Annotated in this window: 17 protein-coding genes; 9 read left to right on the plus strand and 8 right to left on the minus strand. The window is 31.5% G+C overall.

The window, feature by feature from the left end; all coding sequences use genetic code 11:
* Window positions 1-16: 16 nt before the first annotated feature.
* The 4 genes from BMY33_RS09645 (at window position 17) to BMY33_RS09660 (ending at window position 3029) form a co-directional block, all read left to right on the plus strand.
* A complete protein-coding gene (locus BMY33_RS09645) occupies window positions 17-880 on the plus strand; it encodes an OmpH/Skp family outer membrane protein (RefSeq protein ID WP_091407864.1) in 864 nt (287 codons plus the stop codon).
* 44 nt (window positions 881-924) lie between these two features.
* Complete coding sequence (locus BMY33_RS09650) at window positions 925-1434, plus strand: OmpH/Skp family outer membrane protein (protein ID WP_091407866.1); 510 nt, start codon at window positions 925-927, stop codon at window positions 1432-1434.
* Between the two features lie 101 nt (window positions 1435-1535).
* The gene (gene murI / locus BMY33_RS09655) at window positions 1536-2324 is read left to right on the plus strand and encodes a glutamate racemase (RefSeq protein ID WP_091408182.1); all 789 of its coding nucleotides are present in this window, start codon (window positions 1536-1538) and stop codon (window positions 2322-2324) included.
* A 180-nt stretch (window positions 2325-2504) separates the two neighbouring features.
* Window positions 2505-3029 (plus strand): hypothetical protein, encoded by a 525-nt coding sequence (locus tag BMY33_RS09660; protein ID WP_139195625.1) that lies wholly within the window; start codon window positions 2505-2507, stop codon window positions 3027-3029.
* 7 nt (window positions 3030-3036) lie between these two features.
* Here BMY33_RS09660 and BMY33_RS09665 read toward each other — a convergent pair whose 3' ends face one another.
* Both BMY33_RS09665 and BMY33_RS09670 read right to left on the minus strand, forming a co-directional pair.
* The gene (locus tag BMY33_RS09665; protein ID WP_091407869.1) at window positions 3037-3771 is read right to left on the minus strand and encodes a LytR/AlgR family response regulator transcription factor; all 735 of its coding nucleotides are present in this window, start codon (window positions 3769-3771) and stop codon (window positions 3037-3039) included.
* Between the two features lie 51 nt (window positions 3772-3822).
* A complete protein-coding gene (locus BMY33_RS09670; protein ID WP_170837051.1) occupies window positions 3823-6063 on the minus strand; it encodes a tetratricopeptide repeat-containing sensor histidine kinase in 2241 nt (746 codons plus the stop codon).
* Window positions 6064-6281: 218 nt separating this feature from the next.
* On the opposite strand from BMY33_RS09670, the gene BMY33_RS09675 reads away from it, so the two are divergent.
* Both BMY33_RS09675 and BMY33_RS09680 read left to right on the plus strand, forming a co-directional pair.
* A complete protein-coding gene (locus BMY33_RS09675) occupies window positions 6282-7454 on the plus strand; it encodes a vWA domain-containing protein (protein ID WP_091407873.1) in 1173 nt (390 codons plus the stop codon).
* 14 nt (window positions 7455-7468) lie between these two features.
* Window positions 7469-7972 (plus strand): rhodanese-like domain-containing protein, encoded by a 504-nt coding sequence (locus BMY33_RS09680; protein ID WP_091407874.1) that lies wholly within the window; start codon window positions 7469-7471, stop codon window positions 7970-7972.
* Between the two features lie 59 nt (window positions 7973-8031).
* Here the strand turns inward: BMY33_RS09680 and BMY33_RS09685 are convergent, their stop codons facing one another.
* A complete protein-coding gene (locus BMY33_RS09685; protein ID WP_091407876.1) occupies window positions 8032-9054 on the minus strand; it encodes a PorP/SprF family type IX secretion system membrane protein in 1023 nt (340 codons plus the stop codon).
* A gap of 249 nt (window positions 9055-9303) precedes the next feature.
* Here BMY33_RS09685 and BMY33_RS09690 point away from each other — a divergent pair, with 249 nt between their 5' ends.
* The 3 genes from BMY33_RS09690 to BMY33_RS09700 all read left to right on the plus strand — a co-directional run bounded on the left by BMY33_RS09690 (window position 9304) and on the right by BMY33_RS09700 (window position 11664).
* On the plus strand, window positions 9304-10209 hold the full coding sequence (locus tag BMY33_RS09690) for a NifU family protein (RefSeq protein ID WP_091407878.1): 906 nt from the start codon (window positions 9304-9306) through the stop codon (window positions 10207-10209).
* 127 nt (window positions 10210-10336) lie between these two features.
* The gene (locus tag BMY33_RS09695) at window positions 10337-10537 is read left to right on the plus strand and encodes a dodecin family protein (protein WP_091407880.1); all 201 of its coding nucleotides are present in this window, start codon (window positions 10337-10339) and stop codon (window positions 10535-10537) included.
* 422 nt (window positions 10538-10959) lie between these two features.
* Window positions 10960-11664 (plus strand): hypothetical protein, encoded by a 705-nt coding sequence (locus BMY33_RS09700; protein ID WP_139195626.1) that lies wholly within the window; start codon window positions 10960-10962, stop codon window positions 11662-11664.
* A gap of 110 nt (window positions 11665-11774) precedes the next feature.
* Here BMY33_RS09700 and tsaB read toward each other — a convergent pair whose 3' ends face one another.
* From tsaB to BMY33_RS09725, 5 genes are all read right to left on the minus strand, one after another.
* Window positions 11775-12434 (minus strand): tRNA (adenosine(37)-N6)-threonylcarbamoyltransferase complex dimerization subunit type 1 TsaB, encoded by a 660-nt coding sequence (gene tsaB / locus BMY33_RS09705; protein WP_091407883.1) that lies wholly within the window; start codon window positions 12432-12434, stop codon window positions 11775-11777.
* A gap of 43 nt (window positions 12435-12477) precedes the next feature.
* Window positions 12478-13764, minus strand: coding sequence for an efflux RND transporter periplasmic adaptor subunit (locus tag BMY33_RS09710; protein ID WP_091407885.1), 1287 nt, complete (start codon window positions 13762-13764; stop codon window positions 12478-12480).
* Window positions 13765-13841: 77 nt separating this feature from the next.
* Complete coding sequence (locus BMY33_RS09715) at window positions 13842-15293, minus strand: TolC family protein (protein ID WP_091407886.1); 1452 nt, start codon at window positions 15291-15293, stop codon at window positions 13842-13844.
* A 125-nt stretch (window positions 15294-15418) separates the two neighbouring features.
* Complete coding sequence (locus BMY33_RS09720; RefSeq protein ID WP_091407888.1) at window positions 15419-16531, minus strand: efflux RND transporter periplasmic adaptor subunit; 1113 nt, start codon at window positions 16529-16531, stop codon at window positions 15419-15421.
* Window positions 16532-16588: 57 nt separating this feature from the next.
* Complete coding sequence (locus BMY33_RS09725; RefSeq protein ID WP_091407889.1) at window positions 16589-17854, minus strand: ABC transporter permease; 1266 nt, start codon at window positions 17852-17854, stop codon at window positions 16589-16591.
* Between the last annotated feature and the right edge of the window lies 1 nt (window position 17855).

Below are 17855 nucleotides of genomic sequence, written 5' to 3' on the forward strand. Positions count from 1 at the left end.
TAAACAAAACAGGATCATGAAAACAAAAGTTCTTTTAGTATTAGCAGCTATCCTTTGGTTATCTTTCTCCAATACAGCTGAAGCTCAAAAAGGTATTAGAATCGGATATATAGATATGGATTATATATTAGAAAATGTACCTGAATATAATGAAGCTTCTGCAGATTTAGAGACAAAAGTTCAGAAATGGAAAGTAGAAATTGAAGCTGAATTAAAAGAAGTAGAAGAAATGAGAAAAGATCTCAACAATGAGCGTGTTCTTCTCACTAAAGAATTAATTGAAGAAAGAGAAGAAGATATATTTTTTAAAGAAAAAGAGATTTTAGAATATCAACAAAAAAGGTTTGGGCCTAATGGTGATTTGTTTATTCAAAAAAAACGATTAGTTCAACCGGTACAAGATCAAGTTTTTATTGCTGTACAAGAAGTGGCAAAAAACAAAAAATATGATTTTATATTTGATAAAACTGCAGACTTAGTAATGCTTTATTCTGCCGATAGACACGACATAAGTGATCAAATATTATTAAGAATCAATAGAGCTTCTAAAAGGAAGCAGGTAAATAGTAAAAAAGAGAAAAAAGCATTAGAAAGAGCTGAAAAAAGAAACTCGGAACAAGAAAAAGAAGTAACAGATAGAGAAAAAGCAACTTCTCAGAAACAAGCCGATAGAGAAAGATTATTAGCAGAAAGAAAAGCGGCAAGAGATTCTATAAGAGCAGCAAAGAAAAAAGAATTTGAAGCAAGAAGAGCTAAACTCTTAGAAGCGCAGAAAAGAAAAAAAGATTCTATAAAAGCGTTAAAAGAACAATTAAATAATGAAAATCCATCAAGTGATGATGACAATAAAGATGGAGAAACAAACGATAACGACAATTAGAAAAGTTAATTTTTAAATTTATAACACACTTAATATTACTTAAAATGAAAAAGTTTAGAACCCTATTAGTAGCTTGTGCATTAATCCTTGGAGCATCAAGTTTCGTAAATGCGCAATCCAAAGTAGCTCATATTGCATCACAAGAACTTGTGGAAGCAATGCCTGCTTTTAAAGCTGCCAAGAGTGAAATTGAAAAACTTAACAAGACATACGAAGCTGAAATCAGAAATATGGTTTTGGAATTACAGAATACAATGAAAAAGTACCAAGCTGAAGCTCCTTCTAAAACAGAAGAAGAAAATGCTAAGAGAGCTCAAGAAGTTCAGGCTACAGAAAAAAGTATCGGTGATTACAGACAAAATGCTTTACAAGATCTTCAGAAAAAAGAAATTGAATTACTTAAGCCTATATACGAAAGTGCTCGTGTTTCTATCCAGAAAGTAGCTAGAGCGCAAGGATTTCAGTATGTATTAGATTCTACAACAGGAACAGGAGTTATCCTTGCTGATGGTAAAGATCTAATGGCAGATGTAAAAAAGGATTTAGGTATCTAAAACATTACCTTCAAAACATTACCTTCAAAACATAAAACAAAAAAACAGTGAGTCCTAATTCTCACTGTTTTTTTTATTTTTGGGAAGTACATTACTATAGAATGGAAAAACAAGCAATCGGTATTTTTGACTCAGGAATTGGAGGAACATCCATCTGGAAAGAAATTGCAATTGCACTTCCTAATGAAGACACGATTTATTTAGCAGACAGTAAGTACGCACCATATGGCAAACGAAGCAAGGAAGAGATTGTATCGTTAAGTATTAAAAACACGAAAAAACTCTTAGAGTTAAATTGTAAGATTATTGTTGTAGCCTGTAATACCGCAACCACAAACGCAATAAAAGTTCTTCGAAAACAATTTGATGTGCCATTTATTGGAATAGAACCAGCTATAAAACCTGCTGCTCTTAATACCAAAACTCAAAAAGTTGGCATTCTAGCTACTAAAGGCACTTTATCCAGTGAACTCTTCGCAACGACATCAGATATATATGCTAACAATATAGATGTTATAGAAGTCATCGGCACTGGTTTAGTAGAACTTATAGAAGATGGTAAAATATATACTCCAGAGATGTTTACGCTTTTATCATCCTACGTGCGGCCTCTTGTAGAAAAAGATATTGACTATCTTGTATTAGGCTGTAGTCATTACCCTTATCTAATTCCAGTTCTAGAAAAAATTCTTCCTAAAAATATCATCATAATTGATTCTGGTGAAGCCGTAGCGAGACAGACTAAAGTTGTTTTATTGAATAACAACTTACTAAAAACGGGCTCTTCAAAAGGATCACATCTATTCTTTACCAACGGAAAACTTTCCATCTTACAAGATATCCTCAAAAAGAGCAATATTTCAACAGATTCCAACCTGTTAGATTTCTAAAAATGCAGGAAATTAACTTCCTATCTAATAATTTTTGTTAAAAAAAATACATTTTAGCGATTTTTAACACTCCCGATCTTTTTTGAAAATATTTTTTTTCTTTATTTTATAATTTATTGGTTGTTAAATACTTATAAATAAAAAGATACTAATAAACCTTTTACCCCTAATTCAGTAATTATGAAGAAAAGCATTATAGCGCTTTTTGGATTATTTTGCGTAAGTATGTCTATTGCTCAAAATAATGTTAAAATCGACGGAAGACTAAAACCTCATCTAGATAAGTTCTTCGAGTATTGCAAAGAATACAACATTGAATATTATGACAAGTTATTCAAACTTAAAAATATTGATGTTGTTGACACTCTAAGTGTTTCTCCCAAAGGATCTACTTTAGGAATGCTAACAAGAGACAAAAACAATAAAGTAGAAAATATTGTAATTAACTGGATTGCAATGTTAGATCCACAAATACTAATGGTAGTAGCATTCCATGAATTTGCACATTATTTTTTGGAATACAAAAAACATATTTGTGATGATTGTGGTCAAATTATGGCAGTAATAAACACCAGTTATTTTGACATTATAAAAGATTGGGATAACCAAATAAAAACGTTATTCCTAGATTCTCCAGCTTATAAGAAAAGAAAAACAGTAGCCTATGTCAATCCATACAATTCAAAGAATAACTTATCCAATTAATTTAGTTTTATTTGAAATAATCCAGTAAGGTTCCTTTTTTAGAAGAAGAAACCATAAGTTCTTTTCCCGAAGATAACTGAACACTACCGCCTTTCCCTTTTTTATATTTAACTATAGTATTTACATTTACTAAATAGCTCTTATGAATCCTAACAAACCCATGTTCTTTTAAAGAATCTTCAAAATACTTTAATGTTTTACTTACTAGTTTTTGTCCTTGATTAAGGAATATCTTTGTGTAATTATCATCCGCTTGACAATATAAAATTTCGGCAACCTTTAACACTTCAAAACCATCCTGTTGAGGAATAGTAATCTTTCCATCTACAGTAGGGGATATTTTTGGAGTCAGCACTTTATCCTGTAATTCCTTCTCTCTCTCTTTTATATGACCTACATGATCAACCGCTTTTATAAGGTTATCAATTGCTATAGGTTTTAATAAATAATACGTGGCTTGCGCATTTAAGGCATCTACTGCATAATGATCATAAGCTGTTACAAAAACAGTTTCAAATGTTCTATCTGGTACTTGCTCTAACAAATCAAAAGCATTACCATAAGGCATTTCTACATCGAGAAATAATAGATCAGGATTATTAGACTCCAAAAGCTTCAATGTTTCCTGAACACTAGCTGCCTCCCCTAACACCTTTACAGAAGGACAATATTTATGTAAATAATTTTTCAAAATCGCTCGGCTATTTGCCTCATCATCCACTACAATCGCTGTTAAATTCACAGTTTTTAATTTATTTATTAGTTATTATAATATCCTAAAATAATTATGATATCAATTATCTTTATTAAGCACTAATTTTACCTGAGTCCCTGCTCCATCTTCCTCACTTGTTAAATCAGAAATAAAGACATCTACTTTATCTTGATACATAGTATTGAGTATATTGATTCTCTTTTTGATATTACTCATTCCTTGTGATTTTTGTTTCTTCTGATTTAGTGTTTTTAACTCTTTTGACTTTTCTCTTCCTATACCATTATCAGAAATTATTATTTCGATAGTATCGCCATCCATCTTTACAAAATTTATCGACAATAACCCTTTATCAGATTTATATCGCAATCCATGCCAAACAGCATTCTCCACATATGGTTGCAATAACATTGGAGGTATCATATATTGTTTAACATCAATTTCTGGGTCGACTTCTATTTTATATTCAAACTTATCCTGAAATCTAAAATGTTCTAATTGAACATACAACTCTAATAACTCTATTTCTTTTTCTAAGGGAATAAAATCCTCCTCACTATTTTCCAAAACAGCTCTCATTAACAATGAAAAATCAGTAAGATATCTATTTGCCGCTCTTTCATCACTGGTAGCTATAAAAGTATTAACAGAATTTAAAGCATTAAAAATAAAATGAGGATTCATCTGAGAACGAAGTGATTTTAGTGCTAATAAATTATTAGCATATCGCTGTTGCTTAATATTGCGATACATTAAATAAGCAGCAAACAATAACAAAATTGACAAACCTATCAACGAGTATATAATAATTTTCTGTTGTCCAGCTAATTCTTGAGATGCAAATGCCAATTGATACTTACTCTCATTAAGCTCTCTGTCTTTTTCTAAAGTTGCTATACGATTCGCTTTTTGCACAAGTTCTCGATTAAATCTTGTCGCCTGTGATATTTCTTGTTCTTTTTGAATATATAATTTATCAATGATAACTTCATATTCTTCAAAAGCTTCAGAAGCTTTTTCTAGTTCTCCTTTTTCTCTATATACCTCACCTAACTTCCTTGTAGCATCTTTTTGAACAACTAGATCATTTTCTGAAGCAGCTTTCTTAATACTTTCTTCTAAATAAGGTATCGCTTCATCGTATTCGGATTGGGCTGCAAATGCATTTGCTATTTTATAATTCTGGACCTGTGAAGTAATTGCCCTATCTTCAGTAGCATTAGATTCAAGCTCAACGCTATCCTTCGCTATAGGACTAAACGCTTCTTTCTGTTCTATATCCTGAATATCTTCTAAAGCTTCCTTACGTAACTGTATTTCTTTATCAAAGCTATTATTCTTATTATAAAAATCCGCAGCTTTTGCTCGTTGTCTGGCTGAAGATTTTTTGCTTCTTTTACTTGCCAACTGTACAGAATTACCTAGATACTCTTCAGCTCCATCAAGATTCCCCTGAATCTGAAACATTTCTGCCAGTTTAGAATTTAATTCAATCACACTATCTTCAGCACCATTCTTTTGTGCAAATGATAGCGCTATATTATAATTACTTATCGCGTTTTCATTATCTCCTTTTCCCTTATAACTATCACCCAATCCTTTATAAACACCAACTCTTTGTGTAGCATTTAGTCTTGATTTTTTTAACTTATTAAAAGTACTTAAGGAAGCTTCATAATTTGGAATTTGTAGTTGAGCATTTCCTAATTTAATTTCTACATCCGTATTATATTTATTACTTAAACTAGTTACATAGTTTGTTTCTGCTAAATCGGGTTGTTTCCAATGTGCATAAATATCTCCTAAAGTTTCAAAAAGTTCAGCCTTTTTTTCATCTCCAAAAGTATCATCCTCTTCTATCGTCTCAAGAGCTTTTGTTACATAATCTATACTAGTAGCAGCATCTTTCTTCATAGAACTCCTAGCAGCAGCAAGATGCACTCCATATGCCGCAGATAACTTCTTTTGTTTCCTGTCATTTCCTCTACTGGACACTTCTGGATCTTCTTGAACTTTTACATCTATTCTTTCTCCACTACTAATAGTATGATAAACAGTATTAAAATTATCGTGACTAATAATGATCTCATCTCCTATCCTAGCCTGTATCTTAAAATCTCCTAAACCATCCGTACGATATATTTTACCGCCCACGATCCTAATTTCTACATTTTTTAAAGGCCTAAGAGTTCCATCTTCCTTCACAGTACCTCTTATGGTAACTTGTTGGTTATTCTCAAGTCTTCTAGCATCATCCTGAGCTAACCCAACATTAGGGAGAAACCACATTATCAATAAAATAAAACAAAATTTATTCATCATATACGAAATAATCAAGGTAAACTTAATCCAATTTAATGGGATATTAAAATCAGAAAATAACCATATTCTGCATTTCTATTCATTTCTATATTCAAAAATAGCACTTCCCTAACTCATTAAGGTTTTTCACTCATTCGTAATGTCCATTAACTCATTCTTGATTTTTATATAAAAAAGTTGATCATAGTTTTAACCTAAATAAAAAAGCAATAATTATGAAAACAATATATGTGTGGAGCCTCTTATGTCTACTAATAGTTCCTGTATCCTGTAATGCTAACAACAATAACTCTAACCTAGCATTTAAGCCCGAAAAATCTCAGGAGATTTATACAACCAAAACAGATCCAGATACAAGAAACATACAAGTTGCTCTATTACTAGACACTAGTAATAGTATGGATGGCTTAATTGATCAAGCAAAAGCTCAACTATGGGAAATCGTAAATGAACTATCTTACGCAAAATGTGGTCATTACAACATAAAACTTCAAATTGCCTTATATGAATATGGTAATGATCGCTTGCCATCTCAAGAAGGCTATATCAGACAAGTACTTCCCTTCTCTAATGATCTGGATGAAATTTCTAAAGAACTTTTTGCATTAACTACTAACGGAGGAAATGAATACTGTGGTAAGGTTATTAATACCTCTATAAATCAATTAGACTGGAAAAAAAGTAATGATCACCTAAAACTAATTTTCATAGCAGGTAATGAACCTTTTACTCAAGGTCCAATAGACTATAAAGATGCCGCTACTGATGCAAAAGAAAAAGATATCACTGTAAATACAATATTCTGTGGTAATTACAAACAAGGTATGCAAACCAAATGGAAAGACGGAGCTAATCTTACTAATGGAGAATACAGTGCTATTGATCATAATAGAGAAACTATACATATAGCAACACCTTATGATGATATTATCTTACAACTAAATCGAAGACTAAACAACACCTATATCTACTATGGTAACGAAGGTTCTAAAAAAATTGGGTTACAGGCAGAACAAGATCGTAATGCCAGGTCTTACAGTGCTGCTAATGCAGTTAGTAGAACGATTAGCAAAAGTTCTGGATTTTATAAAAACAAAAGCTGGGATCTTGTGGATGCAGCGGAAGATAAAGATTTCGAACTAGAGGAAGTTGAAAAGGAAGAATTACCTCAAGAACTTAAAAACAAATCTAAGACAGAATTAAAACAATATGTGGCTAAAAAAAGTAATGAACGAAAAGAAATACAGAAAAAAATACAGGAGCTAAACAAGAAACGTATGGTCTATATCCAAAATAATAGCAAAAAGGATGATACAAATTTAGAAGCTGCATTAATTAAAGCAATCAAAACTCAGGGAGAAAGAAAATCTTTTAGCTGGAAAAAATAAAACATATACAACCCATGAAAAAAAGTCTTATCATTTTACTAATTCCCATAACTATGATATCTCAAAAGAAAAACGAATTACAAAATTCAAAAGTTGATTATAATTCATTTATTGCAATCACAGAAGAAGTTATGGAATACAGACAATCGAGATTAATTCATTTAGATACATTTCTGAATTTTGCTAAGGAAAACAACACTATTTTATTAGACACCAGATCCGAAGCTGCTTACAATAAAAAACACCTGAAAGGAGCTGTACATTTAAATTTTTCGGATTTCACGAAAGAAAAACTTGCAAAACTAATTCCCGATAAGAAAACTAGGATCTTAATCTATTGTAATAATAACATAGATGGAGATGGCATAAATTTTCCTACCAAAAGTCTTTCTTTAGCGTTGAATATACCAACTTATATAAACCTATATGGGTATGGTTATAAAAACGTTTATGAACTATCATCATTAGTTCCAATAAAGGATAAACGATTAAAATTTACAGGAACAAAAGTGAAATAAACAATAAATGCAAGCTTTTAAGGCTTGCATTTATTGTTTTATGTTCTAATTATATTTTCTTAATTATTAACTGCTGGGCAATGACAATTCCAACGTTCTTTTCGTTTCCCGAAATCATACCCTAAAGTCAACTGATGAAAGCCACCATTACTTAAAACAACTGAATTGGACTGATAACTATAGGTATACCCGACCATCCAATTCTTATAATTTATACCTAAGAAGGGGGTGATATATTGAAGTTTTTGGCTTTCAATCTCTGCTCCTGTCTGGGAAAACTCTGCACCATCAAAACTTCTTCTGTAAGACAACCCGCCCCATAAAGTAGCTAATTCACCAAATCTTCTATATACTTTTAGATTACCATCAATAGTACTTTCTTTTGTTTGATCTGTTGATTGATACAAAACTGAAGGTTCTAAACTCCAAGGACCATTTCCTAATCCAAATACATATCCTACCGAAAAAATATATCTTCTCTGATTATTTGATTCTTGAATAGTGTTATTAGCATTATCGAAAATTTCTCTTGTGGAAGGTAAAATATTCTTAACCGTAAAATGTGCATACCAATCAAGATAATGGTAAGACATCCCAACATCTAAATTAAAATACCCACTTTTTTGCTCCCTTCCAATAATTACTGGATCTGGATCTAAAGGGTCATCGAGTCCTCTCTCATCAACATTAGATTGAATAAAGGCACCACTTATACCAAAGGACAACATATTAAGGTCCGTTCGATCACGAGAAAAAAGCAAATGATATGCAAAGGTTGTAAATATTCCTGTCTGCGAAAAACGTCCATTTTCATCTCTATATACAATAGCTCCTAGGCCAACTTTATCACCTGTTCTAAAATTAACATTAGCAGATTGCGTACTTGGAGCATTATCTACATCAAACCATTGTTTTCTTGCTGTAAGTCTTATTTTATTCGCATTAGAGGCTCCTGCCATAGAAGGATGTACCAAATATAAATTATCAGAAAGATAATCCGCATAAACTGGAATTCCTTCCTGAGAAAAAATAAATTGTGAGGTCAGTATAGCAAACAACAAATAATATTTCTTCAAATTCATTAGAGGCTTTAGGTTTAAAAAAAAAGGAAAAACTAGGTTAATTATTTCAATATAAACTATTTAATCCAGCTTATATTGTGGGGCTTTAATATTTCTTTTCCCAAATTAAAATATTATTTCTTGCCAGCTTCAAATATATAAATTTTTACCAGAACATATCTTTAAAGCCCAGTATTAAAACATTCTTAATCTTATAAACCCTACTACCAAGTAGAATTTGTTTTTAGTAAATTTGTCAAAAATTTGATTATGGAAAAGATTTTTGAAATAAAAATAGAACCAACTTCTAATGCTAGTATTATAAAGTTTGAGGCTAATTATTTTTTAACCCAACATACAAGCTATGAATTTGAAAATATAGATCACGCCAAAAATTCTCCATTGGCGCAACAATTGTTTTATCTCCCTTTTGTAAAAAGAGTATTTATAGCGCAAAATTTTATTGCGATTGATAAATTTGATATTGTAGAATGGGGTGATGTACAGGATGAAGTTGCAGAACAAATAAAAACATATCTAAACAGTGGGCAACCAATTATTAACGAAACTTCTTCTACAAAAAAAGTACCTATCACAATATATGCAGAAAGTACTCCTAACCCTGCTGTACTTAAATTTGTGGCAAATAAAAAACTTGTAACCAGCGGGCACGAGTTTAAGAGTATTGATGACACCAAAGAAGCACCACTCGCAGAAAAATTATTTCATCTCCCCTTTGTTAAAGAAGTTTATATTGATGAGAATTATATTTCCATCAATAAATACGATATGGCAGACTGGAATGACATTACTTTAGAAATCAGGGAATTTTTAAGGGAATACCTTGAAGAAGGCAAAGAAGTATTATCGGAAAATGCTACTGCATCAAAAGATCAGGCAGAAAAAGAAGCTGATGCCGATTTCGAAAAATTAGATGATACCTCTAAAGATATCGTAAATATAATAGAAGAATACATTAAACCCGCAGTAGCAAGTGACGGAGGTAATATAATGTTTGATTCTTATGATCCGGAAAGTAAAGGAGTAAAAGTTATTTTACAAGGAGCTTGTAGCGGATGTCCTTCCTCTACATTTACATTAAAAAATGGTATAGAAAATATGCTAAAGGAGATGCTAAAAGACAAAGTAGAGTTTGTAGAAGCTATAAATGGGTAGTTCATCGGGTAATCCTTAATCATATCGAAAAAACCATAAAAATAATAGTGGTAAATATTAAAAAAAGATCAAAGTATCTTGTATATTAGAGACTCTTTTATAAAATATTAACCAAAAAATTATTAAAATGGCAATTGTTAAAGTAATAGAAGTAATAGCATCATCAGAAAAAGGTTGGGAAGACGCAGCTAGAAATGGTGTAAAAGAAGCTAGTAAAACAGTAAAAAACATTAAATCTGCATGGGTTTCTGATCAAAAAATGATTATTGATGGTAACGAAATTAAGGAGTATCGAGTAATCTTAAAGATTTCTTTCGAAATAAACTAAAAAGTTACTCTTTCTATATAAAAAGCATCCCAATAATATTGGGATGCTTTTTATATACAGTATTAAATAGTAGGAAATCTATTTTTCTAATTTTTTTATTGAAAATGTTTTTTTTGGAAAAAAGCATTATAATCTTTACATCTTTATAAGACACTATCTAACATTTGTTTAGTAAAGAAAATCAAGCTTTTAGCTTTTTAGTTGAAGATTTTTCGTACAAATTAACAACGTTTTCGTTGCTTTTTTACTGTTTAACCACAGAAAAACGATGCTAATTTTTTAATAAAACTTAATATTTCTAACTAATCAATAGTCAAAAATGTCATTATATTGATAAATCAATAAAAATATTGTATTAAAACTTATATTTTTGCATTTAATCTTCCGTTTTATTAAGTTTAATTCACCTAAATCAATATACCGTGAGAAAAATATTACAATTCTTATTTCTAATAATGTCACCGGTTTTATTTGCACAGCTACCGCAATCTTTATTAAAACCGGCCAAAAGGATAACTACTTTTGACGAATTCGATGGTACTATATTTAAGACCATGCGATACAAAGATGCAAGTGTCATAGATGAAAAGTCTGGAACTTTTGACACAAAACTCCGCTACAATGCCTATAGTGATGCTTTAGAGCTTAAAAAAGGTTCAGATTTATTTGAACTTTTAAAAAGTCCTACTGCCCACGCTAGGATAGATGGAGATTATTATTATTACTGCAATTTTAAAACACAAAGAGGTCTAAAAAGGCCGGGGTATTATGTTCTTGTTGAATTAAATGAACAATATAGAATATATAAGAAATATAACGTAAAAATTACGGAACCAGATAAAAGAGGATCTGCAAGCGGCACTGCTACTCCCGGAAAAGTTCAGATAAAAACTAAATATTTTTTAGAAGAACGTGGAGTTATTATGGAACTTCCCATGAACAAAAAGAAAGTTTTAGCAGCTCTTAGTGATAAGGAAGAAGAGTTAAAAACTTACATGAAAAAAGAAAAAATAAAGGTGAGAAAAGAAGAAGATCTTATACGTCTTGTTTCCAGATATAATGCACTAAAAAATATGGATGGGAATCCATCAAGAAGTCTTCTTAGCACTAGGAGTAGAAGAAATTAGACGGCCTATAAGTAAATGGAATACTTTTAAATTAAACGACAAAAGCTATCTTTCTAAGATGGCTTTTCTATTTATGAACAAAATTAGAATAATTAAAAAAAGATTTTAATCTAGCCTGCGACAAAGTCTTTTAAATAATAGGGCTCGAAATAACTAACATCCTCAATATCATTTTCTAAAAACTTAGCATAACCAAGTATTCCCATCTCAATAGAAGATGGCAACTTATCTGTTATAAATATAGCATTCTTGTGATTGCAAATTTCTTCAAACTTAGCAACTCCATTACCTATAAAGTATACTGGTTTTTTTTCTAAATATACACTAAAGGAGTCTTCTAATAATACTTCGGCCTCTATACTACGAACTTGTTCATTATCATTTGAGAAAACCGCAGAATATACCTCCATTCTTCTTGCATCTAGCATAGGAATAATAAAACTTTCTTCGGATTTTACCTGTAGTGCAAGTGATTTTAATGTGCTAACAGAAATTAAAGGAATATTAAGTCCAAAACAAAGACCTTTTGCCGCAGAAACACCAATCCTTAGACCTGTATATGAACCAGGTCCTTTACTTACTGCAATAGCATCGAGGTTGTTTAAAGCTATACCTGCTTCCTTAATAACAATTGTTATAAACTGATGCAGACGCTCTGCGTGAGAATATTTAGTATCGTAATCTTCTTTAAAAGCGATCACTTTACCATCTTTAGACAAAGCAACAGAACAATTAGTTGTAGAAGTTTCTAAACAAAGAATATAGGCCATCTTTTAAAAAAATTTATGCAAAGATACCCTTAATTATTATATATTACTCTTCTGCTTTCTTATCCTTCTTGTCATCCTTAGAAGTTACTTTATCTCCTGTTTTTAGTGTTTTGGTCACAACATTATAAGGCCCTATAATTACATCTTCTCCAACTTCTAAACCTTCTGTAATCTCTATATTACTATCGTCTTGAATTCCTGTTTTAATCACCCGTAATTTAGCGGCTCCTCCATCTTTTACAAATACACATTCGAACTTCTCATCAGATTCCTTCAACTTTTCTTTTGTGTAAGATCTTTTCACAGTGCTAGAAGTATCACTTTTTATAACTATTGCACTAATAGGAACACCTATAACATTCTCCCTTTTATTAGTAATAACATCTACCGTTGCCGTCATCCCTGGTCTAAAAGGAGAATAACTCTCTGGTTTATCTTTTATTAAGTCTTTATAAGATTCTTCAAGAATACGAACCTTCACTTTAAAATTAGTAACCTGATCCGCACTTAATGTACTTTCTGCAGAGTTTGCTATTTCTGTCACCAATCCTTTAAATTGTTTCTTAAGATACGCATCAACCTCAACAATAGTAGAATCACCTAAAGAAATCTTTACAATATCATTTTCATTAACATCTACTTCAACCTCCATATTGCTTAAATTAGCAACTCTCACTATTTCTGTACCAGCCATTTGCTGTGTCCCTACCACTCGTTCTCCTAATTCTACAGATAATTTAGAAATAGTTCCACTCATAGGAGCATAAATAGTTGTTCTATTAAGATTATCTTTTGCTTCATTTACCGTAGCTTGAGAACTTTTTACACTATAAAATGCTGATTGTTTTGCTGCTTCTGCAACCTCATATGCAGAAACGGAACTATCCCATTCTGCTTTAGAAATCACTCCTTTATTAAATAACTCTTTATTACGATCATAACTTAATTTTGCTTCTTTAAGACTAGCTTCTGCCTGTCGTAAACCTGCTCTAGTGTTTTCTAAAGCTGCCTGAGATCGATTTAACCCTGATTGTATAATATCTGGATTAATTCTAACCAATAGGTCTCCTTTGTCTACTTGTTGTCCTTCTTTAATTGGTAAGTCAATTATTTCACCAGAAACCTCAGAAGAAAGTTTAACTTCTACCTCTGGTTGAATTTTTCCTGTAGCAGAAACAGTTTCAATAATATCTAATTTTTCAATTGTTGATGTTTCTACTTCTTTTAAGTTTCCGTCTTTACCAAACAATCCTGCCTTTTTACCAAAGACGAGTCCTACAACTAAAACGACAACAATTATTAATATGATTAGTAAAGTTTTTCTACTCATGGCTTACTTTAAAAAATTAATTCTATTGGATGAAATTACAATCTTTTGGGTAACAGCCCAAATAGACCGTTATTTATTTACAACTTAATGTCCGCTATTTTTATTCCAAAATAAAGTTCTAACACTTTGATTTTAAAAATATAATCAAATTTTGCTTGTACCTCATTACTTTGAGCATTTTCTAATCTAAACTTTGATTGACTAAAATCAAATGCATTAGTTCTCCCTACATCATATCGGTCTTTAGCATACTCATATGCTCTTTCTTGAGCTTTTACTGCAACTAATGAAGCTTCATACGCTTCTGCAGAACCTTTAGCATCTAAATAAGCTTGATATACATTACTATCTAGATCTAACTCAGCTTGCTCTAATTGAAAAGCTGTTCGCTTCACATTTATTTTATTTCTTTTCACATTATTCCTTGTAGCGAAACCATTAAAAACAGGAACAGAAAGAGATAACCCATAAGAAAGTGCATCATTCTGATATAACTGTTTTATAAAAGGTGTTGGACCAGCTTCTCTAATAAGGAAATTAGGACTGTTTTGAAAAACTGCATCTCCCGAATTACCAACAAATCCAATTTCTTGAACACTTATTGGGTTATCAGGATCAATCCCTCCATTAACGAATGTATTATTACCAACCTCACTTGTATTATATCCAAAAGAACCACTTAATGTTGGGTAATAAGCTCCCCTAGCTATTTGCAAATCTTTTTCTGCAATTAATTTATTCTGTTCTGCTATTTGAACTTCATATCTAGCCTCTCTAGCACTAGATCTAATTTCTTCAATTGGCTTATTTAATATAGAAGCTGATGGAATCAGATATTCTTGTTCTGCAATATCAAACTTCTCATAATCTTTAATTAACAATGTTTGAGCTAATCCAACACGAGCGATTAAAACAGCGTTTTCAGCCTGTACAATACGTGTTAATTCATCCGCAGAAGTAGCTTCTATTTCTAATAAATCTCCTTGTGGTAATACCCCAGCATCAACAAGGTCTTTAGTCCTTTTAAGTTGTTCTAAAGTAATATCGTGTTGCTTCTCTATTACTTTTAATGATTCTTTATTTAAAAGTACTTGCAAATAACTATTAGCGACAAAAAGTGCAATATCATCCTTTGACTTCCCTAGATTATATTGACTAAGTAATTTGTTCAACTTTGCTCTCTGGAATTGTTTTACATTTCGTAAACCGTCAAATAAAGTGATCCCTACATTAAGCCCATAAGAAGAACTTCTAAAAGTCTGAGTACTATTGGTATTTGTAATTGGATCCGTTGCTAAACCTGATCTCCAGAAATTAGAAATAGAACCATTTAAGGAAGGTAAGAAATTACCTAAGGCATCGCTTTTATCGATAGCTGCATTTTCTACATTAAGTGCAGATTGTTTAATCGTAATATTATTCTCTAAAGCATATTCTACGCACTCTCGTAATGTCCACTTTTTATCTTGCGCTTGCGCAGTGATCATCCCAAGAAGGATACAGCAAATAATTGAAATTTTAACTTTCATCCGTTTTTCTTTATTTTAAGAGGTCAGAATGGAAGCTCACTAAAACAACAAAGTTTTATAGTTCACTTCACAATACCTATTTGTATACTATTGATTATTATTGTTACACTTTTTGTTAAAAAAAATTAATTTCCAAATTCTGGTTTCTTAATTTGATTCCAAACCTTGATCTTATCTTCTTTATCAATTCCACTTTTTACTTCTACATTAATCCCATCACTAACACCTAATTCTACATCTCTATTTTCGAACTCTTGTTCTCCTACAGCTACCTCTACAAAAGGCTTTTGAGTTTTAGGGTCATATTGGATAAGTGATTCCTTTAAAGCCATCACACTATCTACTTTTGCTAAAATTATGGATGCATTAGCACTTAATCCAGCTCTTATAAAAGTTGTATCTTTTTTATTTAAGGTTCCTTTTATTTCAAATTGGATTGCTCCATTTTCTTCTTTCCCTTTAGGTGCAATATAATCTAAAACTGCATCAAACTTTTTATTCTCTATTGCTCCAACCGTAATTTCTAAAGGTAAATTTTCCTTTATTTTTCCAACTTCACTTTCGTCTACATTACCTTCAAAAATCATTTGCCCTACATCAGCTACAGCTGCAATAGTAGTTCCATCGTTAAAATTATTAGATTCTATTACCTGATTTCCCTGCTTAACCGGAACTTCTAATACCATTCCTGTAACTGTAGAACGAATTAATGTATTTGCTGCACTTCCTAAACCTCTTGTTGTTCCTGTTCTTACAATTTGGTAATTCTGTTGAGCAGCTTCATAGTTCTGTTTTGATTGCTTGTAAGTAACATCAGCTCCATCAAATTCATTTGCTGATATCACTCCTTTATCAAATAGTTCTTTTTGACGATTAAAAACCCTTTCTTGATTGTCTAGATCTATTTTTGCAGTTTGAACAGCATTTTTAGCGCTCTGCAAGGAAGACACATTAGGAATTACTCTAATCTTAGCAATCAAATCTCCTGAATTAATTTGATCACCAGCCTCTATATATATTTCTTCAATGATTCCAGAAATATTAGGTTTTATTAAAACCTCTTCTTTAGGCACTATGCTACCCGTTGCAACCGTTTTTTTTATGATTGTTTCTGTAGTACTCTGCTCTGTTTTATAAGTAACAGGATCTTCTTGGTTTTTTTGATATAAATAATACAAGGCTCCTCCGAATATAACTACAATGAGAAGCAAAATAATGACAGTGATTGTTTTTTTCATTTTCAGTATTTATTGATTTCTTTACTTTTGTAACAGTAAATTTGATTGATTTTACACTTAATCTGCTCTTAAAGCATCTATTGGTTTAGTTCTTATAGCTACTTGAGCTGGTATTAAACCGGCTAAAAGTCCACTAGAAATTAAAATTAACAAAGCTACAAAAACCACAGTAAGGTCCACACTAGGATTAGCAAACATGGTTTCATCACTTGCAGGCATTCCTTCTAACAGTTTATTTACCAAAAATATAACACCTGTAGAAACAGCAATACCCGTCATTCCAGATATGATTGTTAAAAAAATTGATTCTAATAATATTTGCCCTCGCACTGACCAAGGAGAAGCCCCTAGTGCTCTACGAATACCTATTTCTTTAGTCCTTTCTTTTACTACAATAAGCATAATATTACTAATTCCAATAATACCAGATAACAACACTAAGGTTCCGACAAAATATGCTACCCCCCTAAGCGCTATAAAAAGCCCATTAATTTTGCTGAATTCTTCATACAAATCAAAATTTCCAACTGCTCGATTATCTTCTGGGTGAATTGTATGATTGGTTTTTACAACATCAATAATGCTTTTTTTAAGATTTGTAATTGAATTATCATCCTCCGCAGTAATTGCCATCCAACCGACATTATCTGCACGATTAAATGCTTGTGAAAAAGAAGTAAACGGAACAAATATCTCTTTTTGACCTTGCTCTCGGTCGCCATTATTGGATTTTTTCATGTAAGTGCCAATAACCATAAAACTTACTCCTTGTATTTTTATATACTCTCCTATTGGCTCTTCCCCAAATTTAAATAGCTCTTTCTTCACCCCTTCTCCAATTACCGCTACTTTTCGATTATTATCTATATCACCATAGTTAATAAATCTCCCAGAAGTTATTGTTATTGGATCTTGATTAATTATTTCTGGATAATCACCATATACATTGAATGCACCTGCATTTAGACCTCTAATAACATTGTTTGTTCCCCCAAAACCTCCTAATTGGTTTCGTGGTGATATATACCTTAATCCAGGAACTTTCTCTCTAATAGAACTAACATCTCCTATCTTAAAATTATATCTTCTTCCTTTTGGCAATCCTTTGTAAGGTTTAGAAGCTACTTGAGTCCACATAAACATGGTATTAGTAGCTATATCGCCAAAACCACGCTTAACACCATTTTCCAAACCTTTACCTGCTGCTAATAAAATAACAAGTATAAAAATACCCCAAAACACTCCAAAAGCGGTAAGTAAAGTTCTAAACCAATTAGCAGTAAGTGCCTCTATAATTTCATTCCATCGATCTCTGTTAAACATA

This window comes from Aquimarina amphilecti, from assembly GCF_900109375.1.
Taxonomy (GTDB): Bacteria; Bacteroidota; Bacteroidia; order Flavobacteriales; family Flavobacteriaceae; genus Aquimarina; species Aquimarina amphilecti.